17 protein-coding genes are annotated in these 17185 nt (G+C 63.9%); 9 read left to right on the top strand and 8 right to left on the bottom strand.

Going from position 1 to position 17185, the window contains the following annotated elements:
* The first annotated feature begins 12 nt into the window (after positions 1-12).
* Both E8E91_RS06655 and E8E91_RS06650 read left to right on the top strand, forming a co-directional pair.
* Complete coding sequence (locus E8E91_RS06655; RefSeq protein ID WP_280375090.1) at positions 13-1338, top strand: MFS transporter; 1326 nt, start codon at positions 13-15, stop codon at positions 1336-1338.
* Positions 1339-1437: 99 nt separating this feature from the next.
* Positions 1438-2058 carry a TIGR04282 family arsenosugar biosynthesis glycosyltransferase gene (locus E8E91_RS06650; RefSeq protein WP_280375089.1) on the top strand — a complete coding sequence of 207 codons (621 nt, stop codon included), beginning with the start codon at positions 1438-1440 and terminating at the stop codon, positions 2056-2058.
* Between the two features lie 61 nt (positions 2059-2119).
* Here the strand turns inward: E8E91_RS06650 and E8E91_RS06645 are convergent, their stop codons facing one another.
* The 4 genes from E8E91_RS06645 to flgA form a co-directional block, all read right to left on the bottom strand.
* Entirely contained in the window at positions 2120-2869 is a 750-nt protein-coding gene (locus E8E91_RS06645; protein ID WP_280375088.1) for a flagellar brake protein, read from the bottom strand.
* A 90-nt stretch (positions 2870-2959) separates the two neighbouring features.
* Positions 2960-3427 (bottom strand): flagellar protein FlgN, encoded by a 468-nt coding sequence (locus E8E91_RS06640; RefSeq protein ID WP_280375087.1) that lies wholly within the window; start codon positions 3425-3427, stop codon positions 2960-2962.
* 49 nt (positions 3428-3476) lie between these two features.
* Positions 3477-3815 carry a flagellar biosynthesis anti-sigma factor FlgM gene (flgM, locus tag E8E91_RS06635; RefSeq protein WP_280375086.1) on the bottom strand — a complete coding sequence of 113 codons (339 nt, stop codon included), beginning with the start codon at positions 3813-3815 and terminating at the stop codon, positions 3477-3479.
* A gap of 129 nt (positions 3816-3944) precedes the next feature.
* On the bottom strand, positions 3945-4706 hold the full coding sequence (gene flgA, locus E8E91_RS06630) for a flagellar basal body P-ring formation chaperone FlgA (RefSeq protein WP_280375085.1): 762 nt from the start codon (positions 4704-4706) through the stop codon (positions 3945-3947).
* A 76-nt stretch (positions 4707-4782) separates the two neighbouring features.
* Here flgA and E8E91_RS06625 point away from each other — a divergent pair, with 76 nt between their 5' ends.
* Complete coding sequence (locus E8E91_RS06625) at positions 4783-5715, top strand: chemotaxis protein CheV (RefSeq protein ID WP_280375084.1); 933 nt, start codon at positions 4783-4785, stop codon at positions 5713-5715.
* Positions 5716-5760: 45 nt separating this feature from the next.
* Entirely contained in the window at positions 5761-6588 is an 828-nt protein-coding gene (gene cheR / locus E8E91_RS06620) for a protein-glutamate O-methyltransferase CheR (RefSeq protein ID WP_280375083.1), read from the top strand.
* A gap of 145 nt (positions 6589-6733) precedes the next feature.
* On the opposite strand, the gene E8E91_RS06615 is transcribed toward cheR, so the two are convergent.
* From E8E91_RS06615 to E8E91_RS06600, 4 genes are all read right to left on the bottom strand, one after another.
* Positions 6734-7159 carry an organic hydroperoxide resistance protein gene (locus E8E91_RS06615; RefSeq protein ID WP_280369490.1) on the bottom strand — a complete coding sequence of 142 codons (426 nt, stop codon included), beginning with the start codon at positions 7157-7159 and terminating at the stop codon, positions 6734-6736.
* Between the two features lie 254 nt (positions 7160-7413).
* Entirely contained in the window at positions 7414-8262 is an 849-nt protein-coding gene (locus E8E91_RS06610) for a helix-turn-helix transcriptional regulator (RefSeq protein ID WP_280375110.1), read from the bottom strand.
* A 43-nt stretch (positions 8263-8305) separates the two neighbouring features.
* Positions 8306-9724 carry an aminotransferase gene (locus tag E8E91_RS06605; RefSeq protein WP_280375082.1) on the bottom strand — a complete coding sequence of 473 codons (1419 nt, stop codon included), beginning with the start codon at positions 9722-9724 and terminating at the stop codon, positions 8306-8308.
* A 31-nt stretch (positions 9725-9755) separates the two neighbouring features.
* On the bottom strand, positions 9756-10850 hold the full coding sequence (locus E8E91_RS06600; protein ID WP_280369484.1) for a polyamine ABC transporter substrate-binding protein: 1095 nt from the start codon (positions 10848-10850) through the stop codon (positions 9756-9758).
* Between the two features lie 154 nt (positions 10851-11004).
* On the opposite strand from E8E91_RS06600, the gene E8E91_RS06595 reads away from it, so the two are divergent.
* The 5 genes from E8E91_RS06595 (at position 11005) to E8E91_RS06575 (ending at position 17053) form a co-directional block, all read left to right on the top strand.
* Positions 11005-11655, top strand: a complete 651-nt coding sequence (locus E8E91_RS06595) for a TetR family transcriptional regulator C-terminal domain-containing protein (RefSeq protein WP_280369483.1) — start codon at positions 11005-11007, stop codon at positions 11653-11655.
* Between the two features lie 77 nt (positions 11656-11732).
* Positions 11733-12455: a response regulator gene (locus tag E8E91_RS06590; protein WP_271472211.1), complete on the top strand. Its 723-nt coding sequence runs from the start codon at positions 11733-11735 to the stop codon at positions 12453-12455.
* A gap of 4 nt (positions 12456-12459) precedes the next feature.
* Complete coding sequence (locus E8E91_RS06585) at positions 12460-13233, top strand: transporter substrate-binding domain-containing protein (RefSeq protein WP_280375081.1); 774 nt, start codon at positions 12460-12462, stop codon at positions 13231-13233.
* Positions 13230-15476: an ATP-binding protein gene (locus E8E91_RS06580; RefSeq protein ID WP_280375080.1), complete on the top strand. Its 2247-nt coding sequence runs from the start codon at positions 13230-13232 to the stop codon at positions 15474-15476. The genes E8E91_RS06585 and E8E91_RS06580 overlap by 4 nt, the downstream gene beginning before the upstream one ends.
* A gap of 179 nt (positions 15477-15655) precedes the next feature.
* Positions 15656-17053, top strand: coding sequence for an amino acid permease (locus tag E8E91_RS06575; RefSeq protein ID WP_280375079.1), 1398 nt, complete (start codon positions 15656-15658; stop codon positions 17051-17053).
* Positions 17054-17185: the final 132 nt, after the last annotated feature.

Genomic DNA, 17185 nt, shown 5'->3' with positions numbered 1-17185 from the left:
TCTGGAGCGTCGATGCATCGGATCTGGAAGTCGTTTCGCGCACTGTATTTCGCCACCCTGCTCATGCTGATCGGCTCCGGCCTGCTCAGCACCTACCTCGGTCTGCGCCTGGCGGCGGACAAGGTGGATGGACTCTGGGTCGGCGCCCTGATGGCGGCCAACTACTTCGGCCTGATCCTCGGCGGCAAGCTGGGGCACCGGTTGATCGCCCGCGTCGGGCACATTCGCGCCTATGTGGCGTGCGCCGGGGTGGTGACGGCGGCTGTGCTCGGGCACGGGCTGATCAATTTCCTGCCGGCCTGGCTGTTCATGCGCATGCTCGTGGGCCTGGGGATGATGTGCCAGTACATGGTGATCGAGAGCTGGCTTACCGAGCAGGCCGACGCGAGCCAGCGTGGGCAGGTGTTCGCCGGCTATATGGTGGCGTCTTACCTGGGCCTGGTGCTGGGCCAGCTCGTGCTGGTGCTGCATCCGGGGCTTGGGCCGGAATTGCTGATGCTGGTGGCCATGTGCTTCGCCCTGTGCCTGGTGCCGGTGGCGCTGACCCGCAAGCTGCACCCGGCGCCCCTGCATCCGGCGCCTCTGGAACCGCGCTTCTTCATCAAACGGGTGCCGCAATCGATGACCACCGTGCTGGTGTCCGGCCTGGTGATTGGTTCCTTCTACGGTCTGGCGCCGCTCTATGCCACCGCCCAGGGATTGCCTATCGACCAGGTGGGCCTGTTCATGGGGAGCTGCATCCTCGCCGGCCTGCTGGTGCAATGGCCTTTGGGCTGGCTGTCGGATCGCCATGATCGCGCAGTGCTGATTCGGAGCACTGCCGCGTTGCTCGCGTTGTCGTCCCTGCCGCTGGCGATGATGCCGTCGGCACCTCTGGAAGTCCTGTTCCCGGTGGGCTTCGTGGTTTGCCTGCTGCAGTTCAGTCTCTATCCACTGGCGGTGGCCTTCTCCAACGACCATATCGAGGCGGAGCGCCGCGTGTCGCTGACCGCTATGCTGTTGATCACCTTCGGCGTGGGAGCGAGCATCGGACCGTTGCTGACTGGTGCCTTGATGAAGCAGCTGGGGCCGAACATGCTCTACGCCTTCGTCTGCTTCTGCGCTGCGGTGCTGGTGCTGCGGGTGCGGCCGGATGCGGTCACCGGCTTGCACAGGGTCGACGAGGCGCCGCTGCATCACGTGCCCACCCCGGACAACATGACCAGTTCGCCCCTGGTGGCGGCCCTGGACCCACGCGTCGACGAACGGGCGGTGCACGACCAGATGCAGAACGGCGATATCCCGCCGCCTGCGCCGCCGACAGACGACATGCCGGAGCAGCCGCAACCCAATAAGTAGTGGCCCAACGCTACATCGCTTTTGCCCAATTATCGACCAGTGTGGCTACCCGAGCTTCAAGCCCAAGGCCTGCCTTGGGACTTCAAGGAGGATCTGGTCATGACGTTGAGCATTTCCCTGCATCTGCTGGCCAGCGCACCGCAGGCCGGCAACCTCCACCCCAGGCTTGTTCCAGAGCTGGGGGAGGAGGGGGTGGACCGGCTGCATCGGCAACTGGTGGCACGCGTACTCAACCTTCCGCCGCTGGGCTTCAGCGAGCGAATCTTCTGGATCGAGGATGGGCCGGACGAGGCCCTCGAAGCCCTGGCCGAGGATAACGACTGGATGGTAGTGGGCCAGCCGGTCGGCGACCTGGGAGAGCGAATGCGACGAATCGCAGCGCTGGGCCTTTCCGAGAACGATGCCGTAGTGCTCATCGGCCAGTATTGCCCGACGCTGGATGCCGATTACCTGTCAGCTGCGTGCGAGGCGCTTGATCACCATCACGCGGTACTGGGGCCGACCGAAGACGGGCGCTATATGTTGCTCGGCCTGCGGCGCGTCGATCCACGCCTGTTCGAAGCCATGCCCTGGGGCAGCGACCGGGTTTTGGCCCTGACCTGTGAACGGTTGCAGGAACTGGAGTGGCGGCACGGCTTACTGCCATCGCTCTGGGTGCTGGACAGCCCTGAACACCTGCCGCGACTCGGGCGAATGGGCATCAAGCTGGGGGTTGCCTGAACGCGGATGGACAAAACGACCGGGCCAGGCTCTGCGGGCAGCCGCCTGGCCGTCGTTCGAATCAGAAGAGTTCGTCTTTCTCGAAGCGCCGCGCTTCGCGTTGCAACTGGTAGACGAAGCGTTCGACGTTGCGCTGTACCAGCCCGCTCATCTTGTGGAAGCGAATACCGGCGAAGCTCATGCCGAGCTTTTCGTCGTAGCTCAGGTGGCGCAGTTCCACAGGGGTAGTGATGGGGCCGATGGGCATCCTGGCGGTGAAGCGCTCATAGACCTGTCCCGTTTGCAGGCGGCCGCTCAGGTCGCCTTCGAAGCGCAGTTTGCAACCGGTGGCGGAGACATCCAGCATCACGCCCTTGACCGGTGCCGACAGCCTGTCGCCGTCCAGTTCGATGGGCACCAGCTGGGTTTGCTTGAGGGGCGCGCGGAAGGCATTGCGGCGCTGGTGATAGGTCACTTCAGCGGGCAGGGGGCACCAGTAGCAGCGGTCACCTTCGAACTCGCCTACCGTAGCCGGCTGCTGGGTTTCCCAGGCGATGCGCACGCCTTCGTGGAAGCCTTCGACACGGAAGGTTTCGCCGTTCTTCAGGAAGCGTTCACCGTCGTTCGGGATCAGTTCATCCAGGGCGATCAGGCCGCGGTCGCGGTCCACCTCCACCAGGTAGCTCTGGAATCGCTGGTTGCGGTCGTGGAAGGTGATGATCAGGGGGTCGTGGTGTTGCTGCAGCAGACGAAGATTGGCCAGGATTTCGACCGGTGCCTTGAGCACTTTGGGGGGCTGTGGGCCGTTATCTTCGTGGAATGGGTTGGACACGGTCCAGGTCTCTCCGAACGCAAAAGCGGGTCACACGAAGAGTGGCGGCATCGTGCCTGCGTGTCTCCGTGCCTTTCTTGTAATGTCTTGTCAGGCCTGGCTGAGCGGGCGCTGCTGGCCGATTCTAGCCGTCGCACCTCGGCTGTCATAGAGGCTGGGCGTATCGCCGCCACGCAGGATACCGAGCATGCTGCCAACCGATGCACGATTGGCGCGGATCAGGCGGCCATTGCGCTCGTTGGCCTCCTTGCAACGCTCAAGCAGCTCGCCCAGTTCGTCGCTGCGCTCGAGCACTTCCTGGCCTTGGGCAAAACGTTCGGCGAATTGCTGCAATCCGGTGCGGTCGGTGCTCAGCTGGAGGCTAGTCAGCAGCTGGCTGCGCTGGCGAGCATGCTGGTCGAGTTGGGCGAGCAGGGGCTGCTTGTCGGCAAGCAGCTGCTCCAGGCGGGCGAGATCTCGTTCGCCCAGGGCCTGGAATTCTTCGTCCATCAGCTCAAGCAATCGTTGGGCGTGGCCGATATCGTCGGTGAACAGCTGAAGCAGGTTGGTATCGTGCATACGAGCTCTGGGGGATCGGGCGTCCAGGTTCCCCAGCGCTGCCCGTGGACTAGCGCTGGGATTCGAAGTTCAGCAGCTTGCCGGCCACGCGATTGCTGTCGACCTGATAGGTGCCGTCGGCAATGGCCTGCTTGAGCTTTTCAACGCGCTCCTTGTCCACCACGGGAAGGTCGCGCAGTTTTTCGCCGGCTTTCTGCAGCACCTGAGCTTCGCTGCTCAGTTGCACGGATTCGCCGCTCTTGGCAGCCGGAGCCTGCTCGCCGGTGTTCTGGGCCGGAGCAGCCTGGCCGCTGGTGACGGTTTCGTTCTTGCCGGCCTGGGTACTGCCGGTACGCCCCGTGTTGGCGGGGGTGGGGCCGTTATTGAGCCGGTTGAAGTCGATAACCATGGTGCTGAACCTCGGACGCTATTTGGACGCTTACCGTTTTATCGGCCCTGTCCGGGATAACTTTAGAAAAATCTTTCGTACCGGCTGAGTTTAAGAAATCAACTCGCATCGGCGCCAGCGGATTCATGCCTACATGTCCACCTGGACCTGGCCGGGCGCCCTGACGCGGGCCTTGATCACGCGGCCGGAGCTCAGGTTGCGAACCCGGATCTGCTCGCCGGGTGCGCCATTGCTCAGGGCCTCTCCCGGCATGCGGACATTGATCGAGGCGCTCGCCGCGCTGATTACCACCTGATCGCCCTTGCTCACCACTTCGGCCTGCTGCAGATGCAGCGGTGCCAGTACCTGGTCGGGGAGCAGGGCGCGAGTAGTCTTCTGGCCGATGATCTGCGCCGGGTCGGTGAGGAAACCCTGGTTTAGGGCGCCCACGTCGCGCTCGGCAACAGCCACGTCCTGGGCGGCGATCGGTGCTCCACGGCGCAGCGGCCGGGTCACCACCACCACCTCACGGTACAGCCTGACCTGGGCCGGGACGAACACCGTCCACGGGGCGCTGCCATCGCAACGAATCCTAACCGTGACGCGTCCCAGCGGCTGGGCGGGGCTTTCCAGCCTGGTCGTCAAATCCTTGTCGCACTCCGTCAGGCGCAGGCGTGGATCGAGGCGATTGACCTGGATTTCGCTACGGCCCTGGATGTTGCTCCGCTGTAGATAATCTTCCACGGCGAACTCAAGAAAGCCTTCGGCTGTGCCGATAAGCACCTCAGGTGACGTCAGATTCGCACTCGACGCGGGGCTGTAGCCGAGACAGCACAAAGCGGGTAAAACAGCCGCAAGCGATTTGCGGCGTTTTGCCATCAAGTGTCGGAAAAGCGTCGTCATGGTGTTCATGCAAACATAGAAGCAAGGCTCGTGCCGCCTGCTAGGCTGATGCAGGCGTTCAATGGCTTGTAATAGGAGTCTGGTCATGGCCGGAGTTTTGGATTCGGTTAACCAGCGTACCCAACTGGTCGGGCAGAACCGCCTGGAGCTGCTGCTGTTCCGTCTCGACGGATCGCAGCTCTACGGTATCAACGTGTTCAAGGTGAAGGAGGTGCTGCAGTGCCCCCGTCTCACCCTAATGCCCAAGTCCAGCCCGGTGGTGCGCGGGGTCGCCAATATCCGCGGGGGTACCATTCCGATTCTCGACCTGTCCATGGCGACCGGGCGCAGAGGCCTGGATGACCTGAAGAACAGTTTCGTCATCATCACGGAATACAACACCAAGGTGCAGGGGTTCCTGGTGCGCTCGGTGGAGCGCATCGTCAACATGAACTGGGAGGAGATCCATCCGCCACCCAAGGGAACCGGGCGCGAGCATTACCTGACGGCGGTAACCCGGGTCGACAAGCAGTTGGTGGAGATCATCGACGTCGAGAAGATCCTCGCCGAAGTGGCGCCTACCTCCGAGGTGGTGTCCGCAGGCGTGATCGATATCGAGACTCAGAGCAAGGCCGTCAGCAAGCGGGTCCTGATCGTCGATGACTCGTCGGTCGCGCGTAAGCAGGTGATCCGCTGCCTGGAAACCGTCGGTGTCGAGGTCAAGGCCCTCAACGATGGACGCCAGGCCTATAACTACCTGCGCGAGATGGTGGAGGAGGGCAAGGCGCCGGATCAGGAACTGCTGATGATCGTTTCCGACATCGAGATGCCGGAGATGGACGGCTACACCCTGACGGCGGAAATCCGAAACGATCCGCGCATGCAGAAGTTGCATATCCTCCTGCATACTTCGCTTTCCGGCGTGTTCAACCAGGCGATGGTGAAGAAGGTGGGGGCGGATGACTTCCTCGCCAAGTTCAAGCCGGACGACCTGGCCGCGCGAGTCGTGGAACGCATCAAGGTAACGGATGGGGGCTGATCCTTCGGCCCCCTGACACGGAAACAGATCGGTGAGGCGCCCTTAGTGTCTTCAGGCAATGTGGAGTTCGAGCAGTTCCGGGTATTCCTGGAAAAGACCTGCGGCATCCTGCTGGGCAGCAACAAGCAGTATCTGGTCTCCAGCCGGCTGAACAAGCTGATGGAACAGAACGGCATCAAGACCCTGGGTGAGCTCACGCAGCGTATCCAGGGGTTCTCCAGGGGTGGCCTGCGCGAGCAGGTCATCGATGCCATGACCACCAACGAAACTCTGTGGTTTCGCGATACCTATCCCTTCGAGGTGCTGAAGAGCCGGGTTCTCCCTGAGCTGATCAAGGCCAGCCCGAACCAGCCTCTGCGCATCTGGTCGGCGGCCAGCTCGTCGGGACAGGAGCCGTTCTCCATTTCGATGGCAATCGACGAATACGAGAAGATCAATCTCGGCCAGCTCAAGGCGGGTGCGCGCATCGTCGCAACCGACCTGTCCAGTTCCATGCTGGCTGCCTGCCGTTCCGGTGAATACGACAGCCTGGCCATGGGCCGGGGCCTGTCCCAGGAACGCCTGGCTCGCTACTTCGATCCGAAGGGACCGGGGCGCTGGGCGGTGAAGCCGGCCATTCGCAGCCGTGTGGAGTTCCGTCCGCTGAACCTGCTGGACAGCTACGCGGCGTTGGGCAAGTTCGACATCGTCTTCTGTCGCAATGTGCTGATCTACTTCTCCGCGGAAGTGAAGAAGGACATCCTCACCCGCATCCACGCCACCCTGAAGCCGGGCGGCTACCTCTTCCTCGGCGCGTCCGAGGCCCTCAACGGCCTGCCTGACCACTACCAGATGGTCCAGTGCAGTCCGGGGATCATCTACAAGGTGAAATGAAGAAGGGAGGCCGAGTGCCTCCCTTATAGTTAGCCTGTGCCCTGGAAGGTAGGGTGCGCTGTGTGCACCAAGGGCTGTCAATCGAACCGAGGTTGAAGGCCAGCAAGCGCGAACCCCGGTGCGCATGGCGCACCCTACGGCCGTCTCACACCAGCGTCAGGGTCACGTTGATGTTGCCCCGCGTGGCGTTGGAGTAAGGGCAGACGATATGCGCTTTGTCTACCAGAGCTTTTGCGGCCTGCTTGTCCAGGCCGGGCAGGGAAATCTTCAGTTCGACCTCGATGCCGAAGCCGGTGGGCAAGGTGCCGATGCCCACCGCGCCTTCTATATAGGTGTCTTCGCTCAGCGTGATCTTTTCCTTGCCAGCGACGAACTTGATGGCGCCGAGGAAGCAGGCCGAGTAACCCGCGGCGAACAACTGCTCGGGGTTGGTGCCCTCGCCGCCCGGTCCGCCCAGTTCCTTCGGCGTGGTCAGCTTCACATCCAGCACGCCGTCCGATGACACGGCGCGGCCTTCGCGGCCGCCGTAGGCTTCGGCATGGGCGGTGTACAAGGCTTTCTCGATGGGCATGGCGGGTCTCCGAATTGGTGGCAGAGACAAGCAAGCCTAGCCAAAGGATCGGATCTGCCCAGCGCCGTCCGACTGAAAAGGTTGTGTCTGCACCACCTGTAGGGGCGATTTCAATCGCCAAGCAGGCCGCAGGTCTGCCCGGCAGCGGCAGTTGCGCCAAGTGTTGTAGGAGTCGGCTTGCCAGCGAATGGCTCCTGTTCGCCAGCAAGCTGGCTCCTACAGGGGGGCGCGGACATGGCGACTGAAAACGCGCCTCAGGCCGTCAGCCAGTCGATGAACAGGGCGAAAAGTTCCGCCTGGGAGCTGATCTCCAGCTTGGTATAGAGGTTCTTGCGGTGCATGCGCACGGTTTCCGGGGAGATCTCCAGCACCTTGGCGCTAGACTTGGCCGAGTGCCCGCGCAGCAACAGGTGGGCGATTTCCCGTTCGCGTTCGGTGAGCCGGTCGCTGCCGAAATTCATGAAGGCTTCGCGGATCTGCTGGTTGAGGCCAGCGGGAGCAGCGCTGTGCAAGGGGGCCGAGCCGTGGCCATCCAGGCAGCGGATCAGGCCCCCGCGTTCGTCGAACTGACGCACCAGTTCGCGCACCAGCGGGTGCGCTGTCCGCAGCAGCGCAAGCTCTTCCTGGCTGAAGCGTGCCCCACTGCGCCCCTGGTACACGCAGAGGGATACCTTGCGCTGGCCACCGAGGTCGACGATGAAATGCGCGTCTTCCACCGAGCCGCATTTCAGGTAGTTGGTGCGGTAGTACTCGCTGTTGAAGAAATCGTCCGGGGCGATTTCCGAGAGGTGGTAGAAGCCTTCGGCCAAGCCGTTCTCCATGGCCAGGCAGAAGGGGTCCAGCAGGTAGCCGCGAGCGTAGTAGCGCTCGATCAGCGCCTCGCGATACTCGGTGGGGATGCCGCACTGGTAGAGCGGTCGCGGCGCCAATCCCTTGCACTCCAGGCCCAGCAGCGCCGACTCGATGGGTACCAGGCTTCGCAGTGCGTCGATCAGGTGCTCGCAGAACGAAGGTTCCGCGACGCTGGCCATGGCATGAGCCAGCCCCGCATGCCAGGCATGCAGGGCGGTGAGGGTGGTACTGGCGGGCTGGGGCTCGGTCATGTCCGGCAGTCTACTGGCGCAGCCGGGCAGCGACCAGATGCCGTCAGTTGCCCGCATAGTCGCCACTTTGCTTGAGGGCCTCGGCGGTTTCGAGGATGGCCTCGCGCAGCGTCTCGACGATCTCGTCCACCTGGGCATGGGTGATGGTCAGCGGTGGCGACATCACGTTCAGGTGCACGATGGGCCGAACCAGCAGACCGCGCTTCTGCGCGCGCAGGTGGATCTGTTCGCCGATGTTCAGCTCATCGGGGAACAGGGTCTTGCTGGCCTTGTCGGCAACGAACTCGACGCAGGCCATCAGCTTTTTGCAGCGCACGCTGCCCACCAGCGGCAGGTCGGCGAGCGTATGCAGGCGTTCCTCCAGGTAAGCCCCCACCTCGTCTACATGGGGCAGCAGGTTTTCCCGCTGGATGATCTCGATGTTCTTCAGCGCGCTGACGCAGCTCACCGGGTGTCCGCTGTAGGTGAAGCCATGGCTGAAGCAGCGGCCCTTGCCCGGCTCACCGATCACATTCCAGATGCGGTCGGAGAAGATGCAGGCGCCCAGTGGCAGGTAGCCGGAGGTCAGGCCCTTGGCGGTGGTGATGATGTCCGGTACCACGCCGAATACGTCTTCCGAGGCAAAGAAAGCGCCCAGGCGGCCGAAGGACGTCACTACTTCGTCGGAGATGTACAGTACATCATGGCGCTGGCAGACCTCCCACATGCGCTTGTGGTAGCCGGCCGGCGGGATGATCACACCGCCCGAGCCCATGATCGGTTCGGCGAAGAAGGCGCCCACCCGGTCTGCACCCAGGGTGAGGATCTTGTCCTCGAACTCGTTGACCAGGAACTCCAGGAATTGCGCCTCGTCCATGCCCGCTGGCGCCCGGTAAGGGTTGGGGCAGGAGATGTGGTGGATGCGGTCCTTGAGGAAGTCGAACTCCGCCGGACGATCTGCCACCTTGCCGCCCAGGGACATGGTGAGGAAGGTGGAGCCGTGGTAGGCGTTGATGCGGGTGATGACGTGCTTCTTCTCCGGTTTCCCACGGCAGTTCTGGTAGTACTGCACCAGACGGTAGGCGGTGTCCACGGCGGTGGAGCCGCCGGTGGTGAGGAACACATGGTTCAGGTCACCGGGTGCCAGTTCCGCCAGCTTCTCGCAGAGTTCGATGGCCTTGACGTTGGCCATGTCGCAGAACGGATTGGAGTAGGCCAGTTGGCGGACCTGGTCGGCGATGGCCTCGGCCATTTCCTCGCGACCCAGGCCAATGTTGGTGCACCACATGCCGCCCACAGCGTCCAGGTAGCGGTTGCCGGCGGTGTCGTAGATGTAGGCGCCTTGGCCGGCTGCGATGTTCAGTGCGCCGTTTTCCCGGTGGTCGTCGAAGACGTGGTAGCCGTGCATGTAGTGCGCCTTGTCGGCGGCCACGAGGCTCTCATTGTCGAACTGGGCGAAGAAGTCGGCGTTTGGGGTCTTCATGGTCGTGCTCTCGGATGCTGGGCAGTTCAATTCATTTGCCGGTCTTGACCGCATTCCAGGTGCGGGTGATCAGGCGCATGGCCTTCTGCGGCTGGGTTTTCTGGGTGAAGAGGCGGGCGCGGGTGGCGTCGTCGGGGTAGATCGCCGGATCGTTGCGCACCTCGGCCGAAATCAGGGGCGTGGCGGCCTGGTTGCTGTTGGCATAGCGGATGTAGTCGGTGACTTGGGCGATCACCTTGGGCTGCAGCATGTACTCGATGAACTTGTGGGCGTTCTCCACATGGGGCGCGTCCTTGGGGATGTAGAAGTCATCGAACCAGATCAGCGAGCCTTCCTTGGGAATGAAGTAATCCAGCTTCACCTTGGCGCCGGCCTCGGTGGCGCGGGCCTGGGCGGTGGCGTAGTCGCCGGACCAGGTCATGGCGATGCACTGGTCGCCGTTGGCCAGGCCGTTGAGGTAGCTCATGGAGTCGAACTTGCGGATATAGGGGCGCACCTTCATCAGCAGGTCCTGGGCGGCCTTGAGGTCTTCGGGCGCCGCGCTGTTCGGGTCGCGGCCGAGGTAGGCCAGCGCCAGCGGCAGCACATCGGTGGGCGAATCGATCAGGGTCACGCCGCAATCGGCGAAACGTGAAACCACTTCGGGATCGAAGACCATCGCGAGGGAGCCGATGGGGGCGTCGGGCATGCGCGCCTTGATCATGTCGACGTTGTAGGTGATGCCGTTGCTGCCCCAGGTGTAGGGCGCCGAGTAGGTCACGCCCGGATCGAAGTGCTCCAGGCTGGCCAGCACCTGCGGGTCAAGGTTGCCCCAGCTGGGCAGACGACCCTTGTCCAGCGGTTGGAAGACCCCGGCTTTCAGCAGCGGCGGCACCAGGGCGGCATTGAGCACCACCAGGTCGTAGCCGGAACGGCCCGGCAGCAGCTTGCCCTGGACCGTCTCGTAGGAGTCGAAGGTGTCGTAGACCACCTTGATTCCAGTGGCCTTCTCGAAGTCGGCGAGGGTGTGTTCGCCGATGTAGTCCGACCAGTTGTACAGGCGCAGGGTGTTGCTATCGTCCGCCGGACTGAGGGCCGGTATCAGGATCAGTGTTGCGCTGAAGGCTGCAGCCAGGGTCTTGCGCATGTCGGTTCACCTCTACTTGTTGTTATCGAGTCACCTTGCTGCCTACTGTGTGCTCCCTGCCGAGTAGCGGCCATAACCCGAACGGGTAGGTGGCGTGTCGTGGGATCCTGTACAGTCGTTCAGAACCGCGTGAACGACTACAGGAGCTTTCGGCATGACAACCCAGGATGTGCGCTACTCCCGTCTGGACCCCGAGCTGCGCAAGGCCCACCTGATCGAAGCGACCCTCACCTGCCTCAAACGGCACGGCTTCCAGGGGGCGTCCATCCGCAAGATCTGCGCCGAAGCCGGTGTCTCCGTGGGGCTGATCAACCATCACTACGCAAGCAAGGACGAACTGGTGGCTGAGGCTTACCTGGCTGTGACCGGGCGGGTGATGAAGCTCCTGCGCGATGCCATCGACGCGGCGCCGCCCGGCCCGCGGGCGCGGCTGTCGGCGTTCTTCCAGGCGTCGTTCTGCGCCGAACTGCTGGACCCGCAGCTGCTGGATGCCTGGCTGGCCTTCTGGGGCGCGGTGAAGACCGCCCAGTCCATCAACCATGCACACGACCATTCCTATGGCGAGTACCGCGCCATCCTCGTCAAGGTGCTCACCGAACTGGCGCTGGAGGAGGGCTGGCAGGGTTTTGACGCGGAACTCGCCGCCATCAGCCTGAGTGCGCTACTGGACGGCCTCTGGCTGGAATCCGGGTTGAATCCGCAGACCTTCACGCCGGACCAGGGCGTGCAGATCTGCGAGGCCTGGGTGGATGGTCTCGAGGCAGGTGGCGTTCGGCGATTCCTGCGTCCTGTCGGGGCCTGTTGATCGGTCGTTCAACCGGCGATAACCTCCAGCCACTCCAACAATAAGAGCGCCCCGCCAACGTGCGGAGGCGGAGGGCAATTGCAATGGCTCCCAGTGTGCTGATCGTCGACGACGATCCGCTGATCCGTGAACTGCTCCAGTCCTACCTGGCCCAGGAGGGCTATCAGGTGCGTTGCGCCAGTACGGCCGAACAGGCCGAAGCCTGCCTGGCGGAAAGCCCGGTGGACCTGGTGATGCTCGACATCCGCCTGCCTGGCAAGGACGGCCTGACCCTGACCCGCGAACTGCGGGTGCGCTCCGAGGTCGGCATCATCCTCATCACCGGCCGTAACGACGAAGTCGACCGCATCGTCGGTCTTGAATGCGGTGCCGACGATTACGTGGTCAAGCCGCTGAACCCCCGCGAACTGGTTTCCCGCGCCAAGAACTTGGTACGCCGGGTACGTCATGCCCAGCAACCGGCCGCCGCCGCTCCCTCCACGCAGCTCAAGCGTTTCGCCGGCTGGACGCTGGACAACGACCGCCGCCGCCTGATCGATCAGGACGGCAGCGAAACCCTGCTCACCCATGGCGAGTTCCAGTTGCTCAGCGTGTTCCTGCGCAATGCCGGGCACACCCTCAGCCGCGATCAGTTGATGGACCAGATCCGCAACCGCGAATGGCTGCCCAACGATCGCTCCATCGACGTGCTGGTCGGGCGCCTGCGCCGAAAGCTGCGCGACGATCCGGCCGAGCCGCAGCTGATCATCACCATCCACGGCGCGGGCTACCTGTTCACCGCCACGGCCAGCGCCGCCTGAACTCATGGCGCGCGCCTGGCTGCTGGCCATCCTCCTGTTCTGCGGTGCCGCCCAGGCCGCGCCTGCGGTGCGCTACTGCGATTACCCGGTCTACCCGCCGATTTCCTGGAGTGACGGCAAGCAGGTCCGTGGCCTGGCGCCGACAGTGGTCAAGGCGGTGTTCGCCAGGCTTGGCCTGGACGTGGAAGTGGTGGTGCTGGGCAACTGGAAACGCTGCCTGATGGATGCCGCACAGGGCCGGGTAGACGTGGTGCTGGCGTACCGCACGCCCGAACGCGAGGCCACGCTGGCCTTCGCCGACGTGCCGGTGCTGCGCGAGGAAGTGGCGGTGTTCTACAACCGCCAGCACCCGCTCCAGGTGGACCAGCTGGAAGACCTCAAGCGCTATCGCGGCGGCCTGTTGTTCGGCGAGAGCTATGGCGACGCCTTCGACCAGATCGTTGCCCGCGCCGGCAATATCGAGTGGGTCTCCGACAGCAGGCAGAACTTCGGCAAGCTGATCCGCGGGCGCATCGATTTCATCCCCTACGAGCGGCGCACCGGCCTGCTGTACATCGAGCACTTGCCCGGCGGTGACGACCTCCGTGCGCTGCCCCTGACCCTGGCCGTCGACCATCTGCGCCTGGCGGTGTCCCGGCATTCGCCCCTTGCCGCGCGTATGGCGGAGATCGACGCCGAGTTGCAGCGCCTGGCCGACGGTGGCGAGATCGAGCGCTGGCTGGCCGAGAGCGAAGCCGCCTACCGCGACATGATCGTCCAGCCGGAGTCCAGGCCATGACGGCATCGAAACCTGCCAGCGGCCTGCTGCGCCGGCTGTTGCTGTTCATCCTGCTGTTCAGCCTGTGCTTTACCCTGGTCGCCAGCGCAGTGCAGCTGCACCTGGAGTACCGCCGCGAAATGCGCGATATCGAGGCGCGACTGGAGCTGATCCGCGTCGGCTACCTGGCCAGCTTCGAACGCAGCCTCTGGGACCTCAACCAGGAGCAGTTGAAGATGCAGCTGCGCGGCCTGGCGGACTTTCCCGACATCGCCCGGGTGCGCCTGACCAGTGCCGATTTCGACCTGCAGGAAGGCGCCAGCGAGCCCGCCGGCCCCCTGCGCCGCGCGAGCTTTCCACTGTCCTACCAGCCCCCCAGCGGTGAACGGCGCCAGCTCGGTGAGCTGGAAGTCGCTGTTGACCTCGGGGCTGTCTACCAGCGCCTTTATGCCACCGGTCTTACCAGCCTTCTGTGGATGGGGATCTTCCTCTGCGGCCTTGCCGTGACCCTTTCCTGGCTGTTCCACCGCCTGGTCACCCGTCACCTGCAGGTGATGGCCGACTTCGCCCGCCGGGTCGGCGCGGGTGACTGGTACGAGGCGTTGCATCTGGATCGGCGGCCCGGCCGTGGCGCGGATGAAATCGACACGGTGGCCCAGGCCCTGGATGACATGCGCCAGGCCATCCTCGACGACATCCAGCGCCGCGAGGAAGACCGCGCCGCCCTGCAGAGCATGGTGGAACGACGCACCGCCAGCCTGCAGCGGGCCAAGGAAGACGCCGAGACCGCCAACCTGGCCAAATCGCGTTTCCTTGCCACCATGAGCCATGAGATCCGCACGCCGCTCAACGGCATCCTCGGCATGGCGGAACTGCTGCGGGGTGCTTCGCTGGATGAGCGCGACGGCAAACGCCTGGAGGCCCTATACAAGGCCGCCGAAGGCTTGCTGGCGATCCTCAACGAGGTGCTTTATTTCGCCCGCCTGGAAGAAGGGGAGGGCCGGCCCGAACTGGTCGACTTCTCCCTGCCTGCGCTGCTGGATCAGGTGTTGACCCTGCTGGAACCGCGGGCCAGTGCCAACGGCACCATCCTGCGTACGCGCATCGACTCCCGCGTGCACAGCCGCTGCCACGGTGCCGAGCAATTCCTGCGTCAAGTGCTGAGCAACCTGCTGGCCAACGCGGTGAAGTTCACCGAAGAGGGAGAAATCCTCGTCGAGGTCCAATTGCTGGAGGCTCGGGAGACGGGGCAACGCCTGCGCATCAGCGTCACCGACGACGGGATCGGCATCGCCCCGGAGCTGCAGGCGAAGATCTTCGAACGCTTCACCCAGGCCAGCGAGGCCATTGCCCAGCGCTACGGTGGGACCGGCCTGGGGCTGGCCATCAGCAAGCGTCTGGTGGAGCTGATGGGCGGGCGAATCGGCGTCGAGAGCGTGGAAGGCGAGGGCAGCTGCTTCTGGTTCGAGCTGGAGTTGGCTGCCGCGCGAAACCTGCCTTCCGTTCCGAATGTCGTTCCGCAGCAAGAGCCACTGGATGTGCTGGTGGTGGAGGACGTCGCACTCAACCGCGAGGTGGTGTCCGGGCTGCTGGAGCGCGACGGCCATCGGGTCACCCTGGCCGAAGACGCCGAACCGGCCCTGCTACTGTGCCGGCAGCGGCGCTTCGACCTGATCCTCCTCGACCTGCACCTTCCCGGCATGTCCGGCATCGACCTGTGCCGGCTGATCCGTGCCGATGAACAAGGCGCCAACCGCAGTAGCCGCATCCTTGCGTTCACCGCCAGCCTGCAGCCGGCGCTGGTGCGCAGTTGCCTGGATGCCGGCATGCAAGGTGCGCTGGCCAAACCGCTGAAGCTCGATGACCTGCGCCGGGCACTGGCCGGGCAGGGGGTGACGCAGGAGGGCGAAGGTGCGGCCGAATTGCTGGACCGGCAATTGCTGGATACCCATCGTGGCCTGCTGGGCGAGCAGAAGGTCCAGGGGCTGCTGGTCATGTTGCGGCGCATGCTTGATGAGCAGCGCGCGGGCCTGCTGGAAGCCCTGGCCGCCCAGGACTGCGCCGAAGTCGGACACCTCTCCCACCGCCTTGCAGGCAGCAGCGAATCCCTTGGCCTGCGGGCCCTGGCCGCGTGTTTGCGGGAGCTGGAAACCCTGGCGCTGGCCGGCGATGCCAACGCCTTGCAGGCGCTGAAGCCGCGTCTGGAAGAGCTGTTGGTGCGTTCGACGGAGGTGCTGGACGCACAGCTGCAAGGCGCTTCGTAGGAATCGAACAAATTCCTTACGACTTTTTACAACTTCGATCCCCACGTACAACGGGGTCTTACAAGTCCTTCCAATAATCGGTCCGAACCGCGTCCAACGCGGTCCTCGTGGCCTATTGGAGACAAGAATAATGACCCGCAAAGCCCACCTGTCCCGCCACCTCCATTTGGAGGTGCGTCATGTCTGAAGATCGCATCCAGCTCACCCGCGCGCTGAAAAGCCGCCACATCTTCATGCTGTCCCTGGGTGGCGTGATCGGCACCGGCCTGTTCATGGGCTCGGGCGTCACCATCAATCAGGGCGGCCCGGCCGGTGCCGTGCTGGCCTATCTGGTAGCCGGCGTGCTGATGTACCTGGTGATGGTCTGCCTGGGCGAGCTCTCGGTGCAGATGCCGGTATCCGGCTCCTTCCAGGCCCACGCCACCCGTTACATCGGACCGGGCACCGGCTTCATGATCGGCTGGGTGTACTGGATGAGCTGGGCCACCACCGTCGGCCTGGAATTCACCGCCGCCGGTATGCTCATGACCCGCTGGTTCCCCGACGTTCCCATCTGGTACTGGTCGGCGCTCTTCGTGGTGGTGCTGTTCTCCCTCAACGGACTGGCCACCCGCGCCTTCGGTGAAGCCGAATACTGGTTCTCCGGCATCAAGGTGGCCGCCATCCTCGGCTTCATCATCGTTGGCCTGCTGGCGATCTTCGGCGTCCTGCCGCTGGCCAGTGGCGAGCCGGCGCCGATGCTCTCCAACCTGATCGGCGACACTCTGTTCCCCAACGGCCTTTCCGCGGTGTTCGCCGTGATGATGGCGGTGGTCTACGCCTTCCAGGGTTGCGAGATCATGGGCGTGGCCGCAGGCGAAACCGACCAGCCGGAAAAGAGCATCCCGCGCGCCGTGCGCAACGTCGTGTTCCGCGTGCTGATCTTTTACGTACTCGCGATCGTCGTGCTGTCGGCCATCGTGCCCTGGCAGCAAGCCGGCCTGATGGAAAGCCCCTTCGTCCAGGTGTTCGACATGGTGGGCATTCCCTTCGCCGCTGACCTGATGAACTTCGTCATCCTCACCGCCATCCTCTCGGTGGGTAACTCCGGCCTCTATGCCTCCACCCGCATCCTCTGGGCCATGTCCAAGACCGGAATGGCACCGCGCAGCCTGGCAACACTCAGCAAGCGCGGTGTACCGCTGCGTGCCCTGAGCATCACCCTGTGCTTCGCGCTGCTGTCGTTGCTGACCAGCGTGGTGGCCGCCGATACCCTGTTCATGGTGCTGATGGCCATCAGCGGCATGGCCGGTACCGTGACCTGGATCGTCATCGCCTTGGCCCAGTACCGCTTCCGGCGCGAACACTACAAGGCTGGTGGCACCCTGAAGGACCTCAAGTACGCAGCGCCGCTGTATCCCTTCCTGCCACTGGCCTGCATCCTGCTGTGCAGCTCGCTGTTCGTCTTCCTCGCCATGGATCCGACCCAGCGTCCGTCGCTTTACTGGGGCTTCGGTTTCGTCGGTGTCTGCTACGCCGCCTACTTCTTCCTGCAGTTCAAGCGTCAGCGCGGTGTGATTGCCGCTCCAGCAGTGTGATTGCCTAGACGGACCACCGTCCTGCCTGGTCTCAGGCACATGCAACGGCCTTCTTCCATTTGGGAGAAGGCCGTTGGCGTTTGATGGGGACCGGTTCTGCCTTGCAGGAATGGAGCGCGGAGAACGCCCGTT

This window comes from Pseudomonas sp. BN515 (assembly GCF_029873155.1).
GTDB lineage: Bacteria > Pseudomonadota > Gammaproteobacteria > Pseudomonadales > Pseudomonadaceae > Metapseudomonas.
The sequence above is the reverse complement of the archived record's forward strand: the minus strand, read 5'-3'. Positions and strand labels throughout refer to the sequence as shown.